This is a genomic window from Massilia sp. AB1 (genome assembly GCF_018119385.1).
GTDB lineage: Bacteria > Pseudomonadota > Gammaproteobacteria > Burkholderiales > Burkholderiaceae_D > Telluria.
Genome location: NZ_JAGKSG010000004.1, coordinates 105,098 through 122,203, shown reverse-complemented (window position 1 = coordinate 122,203; position 17,106 = coordinate 105,098). Strand labels below are relative to the sequence as shown.

15 protein-coding genes and 1 tRNA gene are annotated in these 17,106 nt (G+C 66.1%); 6 read left to right on the top strand and 10 right to left on the bottom strand.

Going from position 1 to position 17,106, the window contains the following annotated elements; translation table 11 throughout:
- The first annotated feature begins 11 nt into the window (after positions 1–11).
- Both J8847_RS04150 and J8847_RS04145 read left to right on the top strand, forming a co-directional pair.
- Positions 12–665: a glycosyltransferase gene (locus J8847_RS04150; protein ID WP_211523412.1), complete on the top strand. Its 654-nt coding sequence runs from the start codon at positions 12–14 to the stop codon at positions 663–665.
- Complete coding sequence (locus tag J8847_RS04145; protein WP_211523411.1) at positions 662–1,225, top strand: HAD-IIIA family hydrolase; 564 nt, start codon at positions 662–664, stop codon at positions 1,223–1,225. The genes J8847_RS04150 and J8847_RS04145 overlap by 4 nt, the downstream gene beginning before the upstream one ends.
- A gap of 76 nt (positions 1,226–1,301) precedes the next feature.
- On the opposite strand, the gene J8847_RS04140 is transcribed toward J8847_RS04145, so the two are convergent.
- The 8 genes from J8847_RS04140 to J8847_RS04105 form a co-directional block, all read right to left on the bottom strand.
- Positions 1,302–1,378 (bottom strand) — tRNA-Pro (locus J8847_RS04140).
- Positions 1,379–1,530: 152 nt separating this feature from the next.
- A complete protein-coding gene (locus J8847_RS04135; protein WP_307727494.1) occupies positions 1,531–2,370 on the bottom strand; it encodes an AbrB family transcriptional regulator in 840 nt (279 codons plus the stop codon).
- Positions 2,371–2,577: 207 nt separating this feature from the next.
- On the bottom strand, positions 2,578–3,645 hold the full coding sequence (locus J8847_RS04130) for an ABC transporter ATP-binding protein (RefSeq protein ID WP_211523410.1): 1,068 nt from the start codon (positions 3,643–3,645) through the stop codon (positions 2,578–2,580).
- An 18-nt stretch (positions 3,646–3,663) separates the two neighbouring features.
- Positions 3,664–5,478, bottom strand: a complete 1,815-nt coding sequence (locus J8847_RS04125) for an iron ABC transporter permease (RefSeq protein ID WP_211523409.1) — start codon at positions 5,476–5,478, stop codon at positions 3,664–3,666.
- 61 nt (positions 5,479–5,539) lie between these two features.
- Positions 5,540–6,631 carry an ABC transporter substrate-binding protein gene (locus tag J8847_RS04120; protein ID WP_211523408.1) on the bottom strand — a complete coding sequence of 364 codons (1,092 nt, stop codon included), beginning with the start codon at positions 6,629–6,631 and terminating at the stop codon, positions 5,540–5,542.
- A gap of 21 nt (positions 6,632–6,652) precedes the next feature.
- Positions 6,653–7,624: a tripartite tricarboxylate transporter substrate binding protein gene (locus J8847_RS04115; protein WP_211523407.1), complete on the bottom strand. Its 972-nt coding sequence runs from the start codon at positions 7,622–7,624 to the stop codon at positions 6,653–6,655.
- A 35-nt stretch (positions 7,625–7,659) separates the two neighbouring features.
- Positions 7,660–8,733 carry a porin gene (locus tag J8847_RS04110; protein ID WP_211523406.1) on the bottom strand — a complete coding sequence of 358 codons (1,074 nt, stop codon included), beginning with the start codon at positions 8,731–8,733 and terminating at the stop codon, positions 7,660–7,662.
- Between the two features lie 120 nt (positions 8,734–8,853).
- Positions 8,854–10,740, bottom strand: a complete 1,887-nt coding sequence (locus J8847_RS04105; protein WP_211523405.1) for an MFS transporter — start codon at positions 10,738–10,740, stop codon at positions 8,854–8,856.
- 290 nt (positions 10,741–11,030) lie between these two features.
- Here J8847_RS04105 and J8847_RS04100 point away from each other — a divergent pair, with 290 nt between their 5' ends.
- Complete coding sequence (locus J8847_RS04100) at positions 11,031–11,231, top strand: hypothetical protein (RefSeq protein WP_211523476.1); 201 nt, start codon at positions 11,031–11,033, stop codon at positions 11,229–11,231.
- 94 nt (positions 11,232–11,325) lie between these two features.
- On the opposite strand, the gene J8847_RS04095 is transcribed toward J8847_RS04100, so the two are convergent.
- Together J8847_RS04095 and J8847_RS04090 are read right to left on the bottom strand one after the other, a co-directional pair.
- On the bottom strand, positions 11,326–12,645 hold the full coding sequence (locus J8847_RS04095; RefSeq protein ID WP_211523404.1) for a homoserine dehydrogenase: 1,320 nt from the start codon (positions 12,643–12,645) through the stop codon (positions 11,326–11,328).
- 21 nt (positions 12,646–12,666) lie between these two features.
- The gene (locus J8847_RS04090; RefSeq protein ID WP_211523403.1) at positions 12,667–13,896 is read right to left on the bottom strand and encodes a pyridoxal phosphate-dependent aminotransferase; all 1,230 of its coding nucleotides are present in this window, start codon (positions 13,894–13,896) and stop codon (positions 12,667–12,669) included.
- 128 nt (positions 13,897–14,024) lie between these two features.
- On the opposite strand from J8847_RS04090, the gene J8847_RS04085 reads away from it, so the two are divergent.
- From J8847_RS04085 to J8847_RS04075, 3 genes are all read left to right on the top strand, one after another.
- The gene (locus tag J8847_RS04085; protein WP_211523402.1) at positions 14,025–14,405 is read left to right on the top strand and encodes an Mth938-like domain-containing protein; all 381 of its coding nucleotides are present in this window, start codon (positions 14,025–14,027) and stop codon (positions 14,403–14,405) included.
- 160 nt (positions 14,406–14,565) lie between these two features.
- Positions 14,566–15,036 (top strand): peroxiredoxin, encoded by a 471-nt coding sequence (locus J8847_RS04080; protein ID WP_373888804.1) that lies wholly within the window; start codon positions 14,566–14,568, stop codon positions 15,034–15,036.
- Between the two features lie 219 nt (positions 15,037–15,255).
- Entirely contained in the window at positions 15,256–17,019 is a 1,764-nt protein-coding gene (locus J8847_RS04075) for a PhoH family protein (protein ID WP_211523401.1), read from the top strand.
- Positions 17,020–17,106 lie beyond the last annotated feature (87 nt).

Here is a 17,106-nt window from a genome sequence, read left to right as displayed (position 1 = left end):
CCGCCTCCCGCATGGCCACTTTGCGGCGCCGCCTGGGACTTGCGCAAGACCGCTTCCTCATTCTGCACGCAGCGGGCCTGGCGCCACGCGCCGGCGCCGATACGGCAATCCTGGGGCTTGCCATGCTGCGAACGTGCTGGGGCGTGCATGCCGATCTGATCGTCGTATACGAGGACCTGGGGCGAGCCACGGCCTGGAAGCCGCAGCTGAACCGCCTGCGCACTGCCGCCGCCGATCTCGGCATCACGGCGCAGGTGCGCTTTACCATGCTGGCGGCCCCCGCGCAGATGCGCGCGTACCACGGCGCGGCGAACGCGGTCGCCGTCACGCCCTGGTATGCATCCGCCTGCACGACCACTGCGGCCGCGATGGCCTGCGCCCGCCCGATCATCGGCACGCGCGTCGGCGGCGTCGAGGACATGGTCGTCGATGGCTTGACAGGCTACCTCATCCCGCCGCGCGATGCCGAGGCGCTCGCCGCGCGCCTTGCAGCCTTCCACCGCCAGCCCGCGCAAGCCGACGCGATGGGCGCAGCGGGACGCCGGCACTTGCGCGCGCGCCGCAGCGGCCAGCCACAGGTAGGCTGCGAAGACATTCAGGCCCGCCCTGCCGCCCTCGACGACGATCGGCAGCCGGCGTGGCTGCCGTACGGAGAGGCAGGATGAAAGCAATCTTCCTGGACAAGGACGGCACCCTGGTGGATGACCTGCCTTATAACGTCGAACCGCGCCGCATTCACCTGGTGCCCGGCGCGGGCCTGGCGCTGCGCCTGCTGGCCGACATGGACTACCGGCTGTTCGTGGTCACGAACCAGTCCGGCATCGCGCATGGCTGTTTCGGGGAAGAAGCCATGGAGCCGGTGGCCGAGCGCCTGTCCGACCTCTTGTTCCGTGAACAGGTCGCGCTCGACGGCTATTATTACTGCCCGCACCACCCGCTTGGCACCGTTCGGGACTACGCGATGGCCTGCCATTGCCGCAAGCCCTCGCCCGGCATGCTGTTGCGGGCTGCGCATGAACACGGGATCGACTTGCGGACTTCCTGGATGATCGGCGACGTCCTCCACGACGTCGAGGCGGGCAACCGTGCAGGGTGCCGCACGCTCCTGATCGACAACGGCAACGAAACCGAATGGCGGCTCGGACCTCGGCGCCTGCCGACGCGCATCGCCCCCGACCTCTATAGCGCGGCGCGCCTGATCGCCGAGCATGAGGAAGCTCGCTGAGGCAGGCGGAAGTGCTGCGCAAGGCCAGAAAAAGAAAAAGGCCAGCTCGAAAGCTGGCCTATCTCTTTGATTCTATTGGTCGGGGCGAGAGGATTCGAACCTCCGACCCCCTGCACCCCATGCAGGTACGCTACCAGGCTGCGCTACGCCCCGACGAGCCAACAATTATATCAGAGACAGAAAAATTGCTTGAGTTTTTGTTATACGTTTTCACGCAAATGCGTGTGCCGGCATGCGTCAAGCGTGCTCGCCGGAGCGCTCATGGGCTGACCGCCGGCGCCGGCCTCGGATGCGGGGGCCCTCTTTCACCCCAGGCGGCGCCAGACCCTGTACAGCGGCCCGATGGCCACCACCACAACCACCATGCGCGACACATGAAAAGCCGTCACCACCGGCACACCCTGGTGCAGCACGCGCGCCGTGAGGGACATCTCGGCGATCCCGCCCGGTGAAGCCGCCAGGATCATGGTCCCCGGATGCAGCCCGGCGGCCATGGCGACCAGGAAGGCGAACGGCCCCGCCAGCAGCATCGTGACCAGCGTGCATGCCGCCACCCCGCCCAGGTAGCGCGGCGCGGTCCGCACGAAGTGCGGCGTGAAGCGGGTGCCGAGCGAAATGCCGATGAACAGCTGGCCCGCGCGGATCATCCACTCGGGCAGGCGCGAGAGTTCCACGCCGGCTGCGGTCAGCATCAGGCTGACCGCCAGCGGCCCGATCACCCAGGCATTCGGCAATTGCAGCCGCTTGAGCAGCAAGGCGGCGGCGCCGGTCAGCAGGATCAACAGGATCAGTCCCGGCACATGGACCGTGGCCGCTAGCGGCACGAAAGGATCATGTCCCTCGCCCCAGCCGTGGCCCGACAGCCAGCGCACCGCGAAGGGAATCAATCCCACCACCATCATGATGCGCAGGCTGTGCGCCTCGGCCACGCGGTCCACGGCGGCGCCATGACGCTCGCCCTGCACCGCCATCTCGGACGCGCCGCCGACCGCCATCGCGAAGAAGGCGGTCGCCTCGTCCACCCCGGCCAGCCGGCGCAGCAGCGCGCCCGCCGCCATGCCGAGGCAGATCGCGAAGGCCACCGCCAGCGCGATCCATCCGATATTGCGCGCCAGGACCGCCAGCACCGGCGCGCTGAAGTACAGCCCGAGCGCGCTGCCGATCGCCCACTGCCCTGCCTCGCGCCTGCACCGGCGCGGCCATGCGCGCCCCGGCCATGCAGGCGAGCGCGGTGGAGAACAGCGGCCCGATCATCCACGGCAGCGGCGTGTCGAGCGCCACGCAGGCCTGGGCCGCGGCGAGCGCCAGCAGCAGCGCCGGCGCGAACCGCCGCAGGCCTGGCGGCGGCGGACTCAGAACACCCAAAGCTTCTCGGCCGGCATCTCGAGCCAGTACTGGCCCGGATCGATGCGGTGCTTGGAGTAGGCGCGCACGCTGGCCGCCTCGCCCTTGAACAGGCACTCCCAGCGGTCGCCCAGGTACATGCAGGTCGACAGCGGCAGCTGGATGCCGTTGTCGACCGGAGCGCGGCCGATCCGCACCTCCTCGACGCGGATCAGGGCCGCGGCATCGGCCTTCCCTCCGGCGGCGCCGCGCGCGGTGGCCTTCAGCTGCATGCCCTCGACCTGCAGACGCGCAGCATCGCCCTCGCGCCCCACCACCTGCGCCGGCAGGCGGTTGTTACTGCCCATGAATTCGGCCGTGAACAGGGTCTCCGGCGACTCGTACATCGATTGCGGCGTGCCCTGCTGCTCGATCCTGCCGTTGTTGAGCAGCAGGATGCGGTCGGCGATCGCCATCGCCTCGGCCTGGTCGTGGGTCACCATCAGGGCCGACAAGCCCAGGCGCACGATCAGTTCGCGCAGGAAGGCGCGCGCTTCTTCGCGCAGCTTGGCGTCCAGGTTGGACAGCGGCTCGTCGAGCAGGATCACCGGCGGGTTGTACACCAGCGCCCGCGCGATCGCCACGCGCTGCTGCTGGCCGCCCGAAAGCTGGTGCGGATAGCGCTCGCCCAGGTGCCCCAGGCCGAGCTGTTCCAGCACCTCGCGCACCTTCGGCTCGATCTCGCGCGCCGCCATCTTGCGCAGCTTGAGGCCGTAGGCCACGTTGTCGAACACGGTCTTGTGCGGCCACAGCGCGTACGACTGGAACACCAGGCCCAGGCTGCGCGCCTCGGCCGGCAGTTCGAGCCGGGCGGCGCCGTCGAACACGCGCCGCTCGCCGATGTCGATGGTGCCGGACTTCGGGCTTTCCAGGCCGGCCACGGCGCGCAGCAGCGTGGTCTTGCCGCTGCCCGAGGGCCCCAGCAGCGCCACCACTTCGCCGCGCTGCAGGTGCATCGACACGCCTTTCAGGATCGGATTGGCGGAAGCGCCGCTGCCGTAGTCGAGATGCAGGTCGTTGACGGTCAAAACGTTCATAGATGTCTCGCAGATTGATTAGTTGTGCAGCTTGACGCCGAAGCGCAGCGCGATGCCCAGGCCGATGGCCACGAGCGTGATATTGATGAAGGACAGCGCGGCCACCAGGTCGGTCGAGCCGCCGGCCCACAGCGAGACCAGCATGGCGCCGATCACCTCGGTGCCGGGCGTGAGCAGGTAGACGCCGGTCGAGTATTCGCGCTCGAAGATCAGGAACACCATCAGCCAGGCGCCCAGCATCCCGTACTTGATCAGCGGGAGCGTGACGTCGCGGGTGACGCGGCCGCGGCTGGCGCCGACAGCGCGCGCCGCCTCTTCCAGTTCCGGGCCGACCTGCAGCAGCGAGGTCGAGACCAGGCGCATGCCGTAGGCCAGCCAGACCACCGAATACGCCAGCCACAGGGCGAAGATGGTCGAGCGCAGCTGGCGCAACTGGGGAATGAAGTGTTCCGACAGCCAGGTGGCGATGCCGCTGTCCATGCCCTTGAGGATCTCGTCCAGCCAGCTCGGCACGAACAGGAAGACCCACAGGAAGGACAGGCCGGCCAGCAGGCCCGGCACCGCGCGCGGCACCAGCACGCTGTAGTCGAGCAGGCGGGTCACGCCGTCCGGCTTGCGGTGCATGGCCAGGGCGATCGCGGTGTAGCAGACCACGGCCAGGGCGCCGCCGATCACGCCGATCAGGATCGTATTGATGATGCCGCGCACCAGCGAGTGCTGTTCGAAGATGTCGCGGAAGTGCTGCAGGGTCAGGACGTCGGCCAGGTTCACACCCTCGCCCCAGTACTGGACGAAGGAGCGCAGCACGATGCCCGACAGCGGCACCACGATGGTGACCGCGACCCAGCCGCCCAGCAGGGCCAGCGCCAGCCACTTCCACTTGCCCAGGGCGAGCGGCTTCTGGCGCGCGCCCTTGCCCTTGATCGAGACGTATTTGTTGGCCGACTTCAGCAGCCAGCGCTGCAGCATCACCAGCGGCATGGTCACCGCCACCAGGCACACGGCGACGGCCGCCATCAGGTGGTAGGACGGGGTGCCGAGCTTGTTGGTCAGCTTGTACAGGTAGGTGGCCAGCACCAGGTGGCCTTCCGGGTCGCCCAGCACCAGCACCAGGCCGAACACCTCGAAGCCGAGGAAGAACACCAGCACGCCGGCATAGGCCAGGGCCGGCATGATCATCGGCAGGGAGACGTTGAACATCACCTGCAGCGGCGAAGCGCCGGAGACGCGCGCCGCCTCCTCGACGTCCGAGCCGAGGCTCTTCAGGGCGGACGAGGCGTACAGGTAGACGTGCGGCACGTGGGTCAGGCCGGCGATCACGACGATGCTGGTGAAGGAATACACGTTCCAGGGCACCACGCCGATCAGTCCGTGCACCCAGGTCGAATAGAAGCCGACCGGGCCCATCGCCACCACATAGCCGAAGCCCATGACCATCGGCGACACGAAGATCGGCACCAGCAGCAGCGGCCCGATCCAGCCGCGGCCCGGCAGGTCGGTGCGCACCATCAGGAAGGCCAGCATGCCGCCCAGCGGCACGGCGATCACGGCCAGGCCGGTGGCCAGCAGCAGGCCGTTCTTGAAGGCCATCCAGAAGTCGCTGTCGTCGAAAATGAAGCGGTAGGCGTCCAGGCCGAGCGCCTTGTCCGGCATGAAGAAAGGCGCCGTCAGGACACTCTGGTAGAACACCAGGAACAGCGGCAGGAAGATCGCCAGGCAGGCGAGCAGGACGACGATGGCGCGCGGCCAGTTCAGGCGCGGCTTGCGCGCCTTGGGCGCATGCGGCGCGGCCCGCGACGGCAGGCGTGCGCCAGGCAGGGAGAAGGTAGACATGGGGAGATCCGATCAGGCAGCAAATCGGCGGGCCGGCGGCCCGCCATGGGAACCGCGCTTCTTACTTCTTGCCGGCGGTGGCTTTCCACTCCTTGAGGAAGGCCATGCGGATGGCCGGATCCAGGTATTCCGCCACGGCCGGGCTGACCGGCAGCGGCTTGATGTTCTTCTCGCCCACCATCTTGATCAAGTCGCTCGAGGTGGTCTCGCCGGTGACGTCGGCGCGGATCGCATACAGCTTCGAGGCGTCGGAGATCACGGTCTGGCCGCGCTTGGACAGCAGGTAGTCCATCCACAGCTTGGCGGCGTTCGGATGCTTGGCCGCCTTGTTGATGAACTGGACGCGCGAGATGATCAGGGTGTAGTCCTTCGGCAGCACCACGCCCAGCGAGGGATCGGTCTTGGCGCGCACCAGCGCGTAGGAGCCCAGCACGTTGTAGCCGATCAGGTTCTCGCCCGACGAGATCCGCTCGAGCATGGTGCCGGTCGAGGACTGCACGCGCACCCGGGCCGTGCCGAAGGCTTGCAGCAGCGGCTTAAACTGCGGGAAGTCGCGCTCGTCCTGGGTGATGAACATGAAGCCGACGCCGGATTTCTCGATGTCGTAGGTGGTGACCTTGTCCTGGAACTTCGGCTGCGCGATGATGCGCGCGAAGTCGGCATGGGTCTGCGGAATGTCGGCGCCGGTCACCAGGCGCTTGTTGTAGACGAAGGCGGCCGGCTCGAAGGTGGTGCCGTAGGCCGTGTCCTTCCACACCGCCCAGCCCGGGATCTTGCCCGCTTCGACCGACTTGTACGGCATCGCATGGCCGCCCGCGGCGAGCTTCATCTGCAGGTCCATGGCGGAGGACCACAGCACGTCGGCGGTGTCGCCGCCGGCCGCGTTCTCGGAAATGAAGCGGTTGTAGACTTCGGTCGAGTTCATGTCGTTGTACTCGACCGTGATGCCCGGATAGAGGACGTTGAAGTCCTTGATCAGCGGCTGCGCGGCCTTGCTGTCGGTGGCGCCGTAGACGACCAGCTTGCCCTCCTTCCTGGCGCCGTCGACGATCTGCTGGTAGGCCGCCGGATAGCCGGCCGGCACCTGCGCCAGGGCCGGGGCGGCGATGAAGGCGGCGACGGCTGCGGCGATCAGGGTGTGCTTGATGTTCATGTTGTCTCCTTGTGTTTTTCGTTAGTGTTGGCGTACCAGCTTGAACTGCCTGGCTTGCCGGTTGTAGTCGGTGACTGCCTGCTTGATGTACCGGGTCAGGGCCTCCCCGGTGAGGGAAAAGGGAGTCAGGCCGGCCTGCTCGCGCAGGCGCGCGAAGCCGGGCGCGGCTTGCATGCGCTCGAAGGCGGCGACCCAGCGGCGGTAGTCGGCGTCCGGCACGTCGGGCCCCATCCACACGCCGCGGATCACCGGCCAGACCAGGTCGTAGCCCTGCTCGCGCGCGGTGGGCACCTTCGCCAGCACGCCCGGCAGGCGCTTTTCGGACAGCACCGCCAGCACGCGCACCTTGCCGGGGCCGGCGTACAGCGAGGCTTCGGAGGCGTCGCCCGATATCGCCTGCACGTGGCCGCCGGCCATCGCGGTAAAGCCCTCGCCGCCGCCTTCGAGGGCGACGAAGCGCAGCTGCTTCGGGTCGATGCCTGCAAGGCGCGCCAGCAGCGCCATCTTCATCCAGTCCTGGCTGCCGATGGTGCCGGATACGCCGATCAGCACGGCCTGCGGATCGCGCCGGATCGCCTCCACCAGCTCGCCCAGGCTGCGCCAGGGCGCATCCGCGCGGACCGCGATCATGCCGTAGTCGGCGCCCAGCGCGGCCACCCAGCGCACGTCGTCGGCGGTGGCCTTGCCGAACTTGCCCTGGGCGAGATTGAGCAGCGAGCCGCCGGAGAACGCGACCAGGGTGTCGGGCTCGGCGCGCCGCTGCGAGACCAGCGCGTGCCAGGCCACGGCGCCGATCCCGCCCGGCATGTAGCTCAGCCTCAAGCGGGGATCGCCCGGCCCTTCCGGCAGGGCCTTGCGCGCCAGCTTGCAGGTCAGGTCCATCGCGCCGCCCGGCTTGGACGGCACGATGCACTCGGCCTCGCCGCCGTGCGCGGAACCTGCCATGCAGGCCGCGCACAGCAAAGCGCTGGAGAGGAATCGCAGGATGGTCATGGCGTGCATCGGAACCGTGGGTCCGCGCCTGCGCATCAGAAGCGGTGCTGGATGCCTGCGGTGACGCCGGTCTGCGTCGTGCCCATGCCCGCGTCGTCGCGCGACAGGCCGACCAGCTGGCCGTTGTCGGCCTTGGCGTGCGCCGCCGACAGATACAAGTCGGTGCGCTTGGACAGCGCGTACAGCATGCGCGCCACGAGCATGGTCGGGTTGGCGTCGCGCGCCGCCGGCAGGTTCCTGGTGTTGATGTGATAGACGGCGCCGGTCAGAGTGGCCTTGCCGGTCACGAAGCTGACGCCGCCCCAGTAGGTATCGGCGCGCAGGTCCGGCGTGGCCGCCTTGCCCGATTCCAGCTTGTAGCCGCGCATGCCGGCCGTGTAGCGCCACGGGCCGGTCTTGTAGTCGGCGCCCAAGTGGAAGACATTGGTCTGGTCGCGGCGGCCGGTGGCGGCCAGGGTCAGGCCGTTGACCTGCTCCCAGGACGCCATCAGGCCGACGCCGTTGGCGAACCAGGAACCGCCGACCGCGACCTTGCGGCCGTCGGATTCGTGGGCCGGCTGTTCGCCCAGGCCGATGCTGGCGCCGTAGGTGAAGGTGCTGTCGCCCGACTTGGTGGTGCCGGTGTACTTGACCAGGTTGTCGAAGGCGGTGGTCATGCCGTATTTCGACGGGCCGGTGGCGCCGCCGGTGGTGGCCCAGGAATAGTTGGGCGCGAAGCCCATCGGGTCGAACTTGATCACCAGGTCATAGGTGGTGGTGAAGGAGCGGCCGATGATCACGCGGCCGAAACCGCCTTCCAGGCCGACGTTGGCCTGGCGCTTGAACAGCGGGCCGTCCGATGCGCCGGTGTCCATCAGGATGCCGCCTTCGAGGGTATAGACGGCCTTCAGGCCGCCGCCCAGGTCTTCGCTGCCGCGCAGGCCCCAGCGCGAGGTATTCTTGCCGCCCGAGACGACGCGCGCCATGCTGCCGCCGTCGGCGTCGGCATGGTTGACGACTTCGACGCCGGCGTCGATCAGGCCATAGACCTGGACGTTCGATTGGGCGTTGGCGGACTGGTTCAGGGAAAGCGCTGCCAGGACGGCGAGCGCGAGGGCCGACTTCTTCATAAGGTCTCCGGTTGTTGTAATCGTGGCAGTCGCGGTGCGCTGCTGTTTGATCAACTATATGGGCCTCAAGCTTTCAATCAGCTTTCAGCCCACCGGAGATGCGTATGAAAGGACCGGCTCCTACTTCCAGTCGCCGCGCAGGGCCAGCACCTGCTCCTGCAGGTACTCGGGCGTGGCCTTGTCCGGTGTGACCGGCAGGCCGACCGCCAGCGCCAGCTTGGAGCGCACGCCGCGCTCGATGCGGCGCTCGAACAGGTTGGTCTTGTCGCGGGTGAACATGCTGCCCCACAGGCCGCGCAGGGCCATCGGAATCACGGGCACCTGGCTGCGCGCGACGATCTTGGCGATCCCGGCGCGGAACTCGCTGATCTCGCCGGTCGAGGTCAGCTTCCCTTCCGGGAAGATGCAGACCAGTTCACCGTCGTGCAGCGCATGGGCGATGTCCACGAAGGCCTTCTCCATCACCCACGGGTCTTCCTTGGCCGGCGCGATCGGGATGGTCTTGGCGGCGCGGAACAGCCAGCTCAGGAAAGGCGTCTTGAAGATGCGGTGGTCCATCACGAAGCGGATCGGACGCGGGCTGGCGGCGCCGATCACCAGCGCGTCGACGTAGCTGACGTGGTTGCACACCAGGACCGCCGGGCCCTGTTCCGGAATGCGCGCCATGTCCACGGTACGCACGCGGTAGACGGTGTGGATCAGGAGCCAGGCCAGGAAGCGCATCAGGAATTCCGGCACCAGCGAGAAGATGTAGACCGCCACCAGGGCGTTCAGCAGGGCCGTGACCAGGAACATTTCGGGAATGGTGAAGCCCTGCCCCAGCAGCAGGATCGCCACGCCGGCCGAGGCCACCATGAACAGGGCGTTGAGGATGTTCATGCCGGCGATGGTGCGCGAGACGTGCTTCTGGTCGCAGCGGGTCTGGATCAGGGCGAACAGCGGCACGATGAAGAAGCCGCCGAAGATGCCGATCAGGACGATGTCGGCCAGGATGCGCGGCACGCCCGGCTGGGCCAGCAGCGCGAAGGCGTCCACCGCGGCGGTCCCGGCATAGGCGCTGCTGGCGAAATACAGGTCGATGCCGAACACCGACAGGCCGATCGAGCCGAAGGGCACCAGGCCGATCTCGACCTTGCGGCCCGACAGGCGCTCGCACAGCAGCGAGCCGGCGCCGATCCCGAGCGAGAACACGGTCAGCAGCAGCACGAACACGCTGTGGTCGCCGTGCAGGTAGTCCTTGGCGAACAGCGGGAATTGCGCCAGCACCAGCGCGCCGTAGAACCAGAACCAGGAATTGCCCAGCATCGACAGGAACACGGTACGGTTCTGGCGCGAGAAGTTCAGGTTGCGGATCGATTCGGCAAACGGGTTGCGGCTGATTTTCAGCTCCGGCGCCGGGGCCGGCGACGGCGGAATCCGCCAGCTGGCAAGCAAGCCCAGCACCGCGCAGCCCAGGGTGGCGCCCGCCACCAGCTCGATGCCGAAAGGCTTGGTGGCCACCAGCACGGCGCCGGCGACTTCGCCCAGCAGGATGCCGACGAAGGTGCCCATCTCGATGACGCCGTTGCCGCCCACCAGTTCTTCGGGCTTGAGCTGCTGCGGCAGGTAGGCGTACTTGACCGGGCCGAACAGGGTCGAATGCAGGCCCATGCCGGCCACGGCCGCCACCAGCAGCCACAGCGTGTGGGTCAGCCAGCCGATGCAGGCCACCAGCATGATGGCGATCTCGAGCAGCTTGACGAAGCGCGCCAGCTGGCCCTTGTCGAACTTGTCCGCGACCTGGCCGGCGGTGGCCGAGAACAGCACGAAGGGCAGGATGAACAGGCCCGGGATCAGGTTGTTCAGCAGGGCCGGATCGAGCGTGGTCCAGGACAGCGCGTCATAGGTCAGCACGACCAGCAGCGCGGTCTTGAACAAGTTGTCGTTGAAGGCGCCCAGGAACTGGGTCCAGAAGAAGGGGCCAAAACGGCGCTGCGTCAGCAGGGAAAACTGGTTCGGTTGGCTCATGCGCAAATTCGCTGAAAAAGGTTCGCTGGACGGGAGTGCGTAATGTACAACGGCGGACCCCGGTAAACAAACGCTGTTTCTCACATTCATTATCCGGTAGCCGGAAGGGATACCTGCGGTCGCAGGTCTCGATACCCATGTCACTTGGCGACGCGCTATTGAACACGAATCGTGGCGCTGGACGGGCGTGCGAAATCAAACTGTATGTTTCAAACAATACCTGATTGAAATGGCTCAAGCAGGCCCCGTTCCGGAGCCATGCTGCAGTGCAGCGCAGGTAGAATCCGCGGATGACTTCCGCCAACTTCCACGTTTGCTACGCCAGCGTCGCCAGCGCGCTGTTCGAGCACATCGAGCAGGATCTGCTCCTCCTGACCACCGCCCTCCTCGACGACGACGAGGCCCAGCCACAGCGCCATTTGCCCGGCCACCTGCCCGATACGGTGCGGGGAACGATACCGGTCCAGTGGGACATGCCGCCCATCTGTTGACGCGGCCTGGGCGAAACCCGGGCAAAAAAAATGATACGGAAAAACGGCCCAGGCCGTCGTTTCCGTATCATGTTCGCCGCGCAGCGGCGCCGGATCAGCTCAGGGCTTCGAGACGGATGCGGGTGACCTTGCTGATCACCGCCGGCAGCTGCTCGATCTTGGCGATCGCCGCGTCGATGTTCTTCTCGCGCGTCTGGTGGGTCAGCATGATGATGTCGAGGTCGGTCTGGTCGCCCGGCTCCTTCTGCAGCACGGCGTCGATCGAGATGCCGGCGTCGGCCAGGATGCGGGTCAGGTCGGCCATCACGCCCAGCTGGTCCTTCACGTGCACGCGCAGGTAGTAGCTGGTGGTGATCTCGGACATCGGCACGATCGCCACGTCGGTCATCTCGCCCGGCTGGAAGGCCAGGTGCGGCACGCGGCAGTACGGGTCCACGGTCGCCAGGCGGGTCACGTCGACCAAATCGGCGATCACGGCCGAGGCGGTCGGCTCCGAACCGGCGCCCTTGCCGTAGTAGAGCGAGGCGCCGACGGCGTCGGCCTGCACCAGCACGGCGTTCATCGCGCCCTCCACGTTGGCGATCAGGCGCGCGGCCGGGATCAGGGTCGGGTGCACGCGCAGTTCGATGCCGTCGCCGCTTTCGGTGCGGGTGCGGCGCGTGATGCCCAGCAGCTTGATGCGGTAGCCCAGCTGCTCGGCATAGCGGATGTCGGCCGCTTCCAGCTTGCTGATGCCCTCGATATAGGCCTTGTCGAACTGCACCGGGATGCCGAAGGCGATCGCCGACATGATGGTCAGCTTGTGCGCCGCATCCACGCCTTCGATGTCGAAGGTCGGGTCAGCCTCGGCATAGCCCAGCTCCTGCGCCTGCTTGAGCACCGTCGCGAAGTCCAGGCCCTTCTCGCGCATTTCGGACAGGATGAAGTTGGTGGTGCCGTTGATGATGCCGGCCACCGATTCGATGCGGTTGGCGGTCAGGCCTTCGCGCAGCGCCTTGATGATCGGCACGCCGCCGGCCACCGCCGCTTCGAAGGCCACCGTCACGCCCTTGTCCTGGGCGGCGGCGAAGATTTCGTTGCCGTGCAGCGCCAACAGGGCCTTGTTGGCGGTGACCACGTGCTTGCCGTTGGCGATCGCCTTGAGCACCAGCTCGCGCGGCAGTTCGTAGCCGCCGATCAGTTCCACGACGATGTCGATGTCGGGATGGTTGACCACGGCGAACGGGTCGGCCACCACCTCAATGCTGTTCCCGGTCAGCTGGCGTGCCCGTTCAATATTGCGCACTGCCGCCATGGTAATTTCGATGCCGCGGCCGGCACGGCGGCGGATCTCTTCCTGGTTGCGCTGAAGAACGTTAAAGGTGCCGGCACCGACAGTGCCGAGCCCCAGTAGGCCAACTTTGATGGGTTTCATGGTGTTGTTTCTCGTTGAAGTCTAGGCGCGTCCATGGCGCCGTCGGTAGCCGTCGAGGAAGCGCGCGATGCGTCCGCAAGCGTCGGCCAGGTCGTCGGAATTGGGCAGGAACACCAGCCGGAAGTGATCCGGGGCGATCCAGTTGAAGCCGGTGCCTTGCACCAGCAGCACTTTTTCCTCGGACAGCAGTTCGCAGATGAACTGCTGGTCGTCCGTGATCGGGTACATCTTCGGGTCGAGGCGCGGGAACATGTACAGCGCGGCTTTTGGCTTCACGCAGCTCACGCCCGGAATGTCGGTAAGCAGTTTGTGCGCGAGGTCGCGCTGTTTGAGCAGGCGGCCGCCCGGGCCCACCAGGTCGGCGATGCTCTGGTAGCCGCCGAGGGCGGTCTGGATCGCGTACTGGCCCGGCGCGTTGGCGCACAGGCGCATCGAGGCCAGCATGTTCAGGCCTTCGATATAGCCCCTGGCGTGGCGCTTCTCGCCCGACACCGTCATCCAGCCGGCGCGGTAGCCGCAGGAACGGTAGTTCTTCGACAGGCCGTTCAGGGTCAGGAACAGCACGTCGTCGGCGAGCGAGGCGATCGAGACGTGCTCTTCTTCGTCGTACAGGGTCTTGTCGTAGATCTCGTCGGCGTAGACGATCAGCTGGTGCTGGCGCGCCAGCTCCACGATCTCGAGCAGCACTTCGCGCGGGTACAGGGCGCCGGTCGGGTTGTTCGGGTTGATGACGACGATCGCGCGCGTGTTCGGCGTGATCTTCTTGCGCATGTCCTCGATGTCGGGGAACCAGCCGGACTGCTCGTCGCACACGTAGTGGACGGGACTGCCGCCGGCCAGGCTCACGGCCGCGGTCCAGAGCGGGTAGTCGGGCGCGGGCACCAGCACTTCGTCGCCGTTGTTCAGCAGGCCTTGCATCGCCATCACGATCAGCTCGGAGGCGCCGTTGCCCAGGTAGATGTCGTCGATGCCGACGCCCTGGATGTTCTTTTCCTGGGTGTAGTGCATGACCGCCTTGCGCGGCGCAAACATGCCCTTGGAGTCGGTATAGCCGGCCGCGCCCTGCATGTTGCGGATCATGTCGTGCACGATCTCGTCCGGCGGATCGAAGCCGAACACGGCCAGGTTGCCGATGTTGAGCTTGATGATCTTCTGCCCGTCGTCTTCCATCTGGCGCGCCTTTTCCAAGGCGGGGCCGCGGATTTCATAGCAAACGTCGTCGAGTTTGTTTGATTTGGAAATCGGTCGCAAGATATCCTCTGGAAGAAAGCGTTATGTTGCAGTGCGAAAAATACCATTCTGCCGCAAGCGCACAAATCAAGCAACCTTGCCGATTTCGGTACAATGACCGATCCCCTGCCCTCTGACAAAGCACGACAATGAAGCTCCACTCCGACAACACTCAACAATACCAGACCGTGACCGGTTACGACGCCAAGGGGGTCGAAATCAACGCCCAGCGCTTCGATTTCAGCCTTACGGTCATGCCCGAAGTCCCGCCCCGCCCCTGGAACGTGGCGCGTTTCGAAGATTTGACGAACGCCCATTTCGAGGAAATCGCCAAGGACGCGCCGGACGTGGTCGTGCTCGGCACCGGCGAGCGCCAGCGCTTCGTGCACCCGAAACTGGTCGCCAGCCTGTCCAGCTTGCGCATCGGCGTCGAATGCATGGACAGCCAGGCCGCCTGCCGCACCTATAACATCCTGATGGGCGAAGGCCGCAAGGTGACCCTGGCGCTGATTATCGAGCAGGCCTCTTGAAATAAAGAAACACGTCTCCATCTTGGCGAAAATTGTTACCTTGGCAGCCCGGGACTAGCCTGCGGTGGCGGTGCGGGATTATCATGCGCACTGCCGCTCCCTGCGCGCCAGGGAGGATGAACGCGCAGCGCGCCGCGCTGCCACTGCCCAGGAGACGCCCGTGGCCGAGAGCCCAACCGCCGCACCAATTGCCCCCTTCTCCGCGCCGATGACCAGCGGCCTGACCTTCGAGCTGGCCGGCCGTCCCGCCAAGTACACGGTGCTGTACTTCTATCCCAAGGACAACACCCCGGGATGCACCACCGAGAGCATCAACTTCCGCGAAGCCTATCCCGAGTTCCAGGCGCTGGGCGCCGAGATCTATGGCCTGAGCCGCGATTCGCTGCGCTCGCACGAGAACTTCAAAGGCAAGCTGGGCCTGCCCTTCGAACTGATTTCCGACCCGGAAGAGGCCGTCTGCAACCAGTTCAATGTCATGAAAATGAAGAATATGTATGGCAAGCAGGTACGGGGGGTCGAGCGCAGTACGTTTGTCATTGACGCTCAAGGCCGATTGGTGAAAGAATGGCGTGGCGTGAAAGTCAATGATCACGTCGCCGAAGTGCTGGAATTTTTGAAGAGCCAGCCTTAAAGGATGGCTCCAGGTAAACAACTTCTGGATTGCTATCGCCTATTTTGAGTCAACCCGCAACACATCCGCATCAATCCAATCTGGCTGCCTGCCGGCCCGGGCACATTCCGGGCCACGTTCGCAAGCAGCAAGTTCCCCGAGTACCGATTCCGAACGACGGCGCGGCCCTGTGGCCCGCGCGTGTTCGGCCTTCCCGTCTTTTTTGAGATTGAGACCCTGATGCCACTGCCCAAAATGCCTACCAAGCCAGCCACCATGCTGCTGGCCAAAGATTACCCGAAGGCGGAACCCGGCAAGTCGCCGGTCCGTCCCGCATCCACCCAGACCGACAGCGAACTCGAAGAGCTGATCAGCGGCCAGGCCGTGCCTGCGCCCAAGACTCGCCCGCGCAAGAAGGCCGCGCCGGCCCCTGCGCTTGCTGCCGTGCCCGCGCCGGAACGCGGCGAGACCCAGCGCAGCGCCCCGGCCACCGTGGCCAAGCTGCGCGAGACCGATGCCGACCAGCCGCATCCAGCCAAGCACAAGCCGGTCGAAGTCACCGTCAAGTCGTCCACCAGCCGCAAGGCCGACAAGTCCGGCATCACCAAGGTCTTCGTGCTCGACACGAACGTCCTGATGCACGACCCGACCTCGCTGTTCCGCTTCGAGGAACACGACGTCTACCTGCCGATGATGACCCTGGAAGAACTCGACAACCACAAGAAGGGGATGTCGGAAGTCGCGCGTAACGCGCGCCAGGTCTCGCGCACCCTCGACGCCCTGATCGCCAACGTCGACGACGACGCGATCGAGGCCGGCATCCCGCTGGCCAAGCTGGGCAACAAGGACGCCAAGGGCCGCCTGTACTTCCAGACCAGGCTGGGCGCCGCCCCGCTGCCGGAAGGCCTGCCCTCGGGCAAGGCCGACAACCAGATCCTGGGCGTGGTGCGCGCGCTCGAGGAAGAAATGGCCGGCCGTGCCATCGTGCTGGTGTCCAAGGACATCAACATGCGCATCAAGGCGCGCGCCATGGGCCTGCCGGCCGAGGACTACTTCAACGACCATGTGCTGGAAGACACCGACCTGCTGTACTCGGGCATCGTCCAGCTGCCGGAAGACTTCTGGGACAGCCATGGCAAGGACATCGAGTCGTGGCAGGAGAACCGCAACGGCTATTCCTCGACCTTCTACCGCATCACCGGGCCGGTGGTGCCCAGCCTGATGGTGAACCAGTTCGTCTACCTGGAACCGAAGGATGGCGACTCGCCCTTCTACGCCCAGGTCAAGCAGATCAACGGCAAGACCGCCGTGCTGGAGACCCTGCGCGACTACAGCCACAACAAGAACAACGTGTGGGGCATCACCGCGCGCAACCGCGAGCAGAACTTCGCGCTGAACCTGTTGATGAATCCGGAGTGCGACTTCGTCACCCTGCTCGGCCAGGCCGGCACCGGCAAGACCCTGCTGGCCCTGGCCGCGGGCCTGGCCCAGGTGCTGGAGACCAAGCTGTACAACGAGATCATCGTCACCCGCGTGACGGTGCCGGTGGGCGAGGACATCGGCTTCCTGCCGGGCACCGAGGAAGAGAAGATGTCGCCCTGGATGGGCGCTTTCGACGACAACCTGGAAGTGCTGATGAAGTCCGACGGCGACGCCGGCGACTGGGGCCGCGCCGCGACCCAGGACCTGATCCGCTCGCGCATCAAGATCAAGTCGCTCAACTTCATGCGCGGCCGCACCTTCGTGAACAAGTTCCTGATCATCGACGAGGCGCAGAACCTGACGCCGAAGCAGATGAAGACCCTGGTCACGCGCGCGGGCCCGGGCACCAAGATCCTGTGCCTGGGGAATATCGCGCAGATCGATACGCCGTATCTCACCGAAGGCTCGAGCGGCCTGACCTATGTGGTCGACCGCTTCAAGGGCTGGGGGCATAGCGGGCACGTGACCCTGGCGCGCGGCGAGCGCTCGCGCCTGGCCGATCACGCGAGCGACGTGCTTTGACCGTTTTCGCTCCGGAGAGCCCGCCAGATGGCGGGCTTTTTATTTGCCTGTATGCCGTGCGGATGAAACCGCGTTAGCACGACGCGA

Bases quoted from the DNA above. Each gene is read 5' to 3' on its own strand.
- J8847_RS04120 (WP_211523408.1), bottom strand. From the start codon at position 6,631: ATGAACATCAAGCACACCCTGATCGCCGCAGCCGTCGCCGCCTTCATC.
- J8847_RS04130 (WP_211523410.1), bottom strand. From the start codon at position 3,645: ATGAACGTTTTGACCGTCAACGACCTGCATCTCGACTACGGCAGCGGC.
- J8847_RS04100 (WP_211523476.1), top strand. From the start codon at position 11,031: ATGACTTCCGCCAACTTCCACGTTTGCTACGCCAGCGTCGCCAGCGCG.
- J8847_RS04115 (WP_211523407.1), bottom strand. From the start codon at position 7,624: ATGACCATCCTGCGATTCCTCTCCAGCGCTTTGCTGTGCGCGGCCTGC.
- J8847_RS04110 (WP_211523406.1), bottom strand. From the start codon at position 8,733: ATGAAGAAGTCGGCCCTCGCGCTCGCCGTCCTGGCAGCGCTTTCCCTG.
- J8847_RS04075 (WP_211523401.1), top strand. From the start codon at position 15,256: ATGCCACTGCCCAAAATGCCTACCAAGCCAGCCACCATGCTGCTGGCC.
- J8847_RS04150 (WP_211523412.1), top strand. From the start codon at position 12: ATGGCCACTTTGCGGCGCCGCCTGGGACTTGCGCAAGACCGCTTCCTC.
- J8847_RS04145 (WP_211523411.1), top strand. From the start codon at position 662: ATGAAAGCAATCTTCCTGGACAAGGACGGCACCCTGGTGGATGACCTG.
- J8847_RS04095 (WP_211523404.1), bottom strand. From the start codon at position 12,645: ATGAAACCCATCAAAGTTGGCCTACTGGGGCTCGGCACTGTCGGTGCC.
- J8847_RS04125 (WP_211523409.1), bottom strand. From the start codon at position 5,478: ATGTCTACCTTCTCCCTGCCTGGCGCACGCCTGCCGTCGCGGGCCGCG.
- J8847_RS04105 (WP_211523405.1), bottom strand. From the start codon at position 10,740: ATGAGCCAACCGAACCAGTTTTCCCTGCTGACGCAGCGCCGTTTTGGC.
- J8847_RS04085 (WP_211523402.1), top strand. From the start codon at position 14,025: ATGAAGCTCCACTCCGACAACACTCAACAATACCAGACCGTGACCGGT.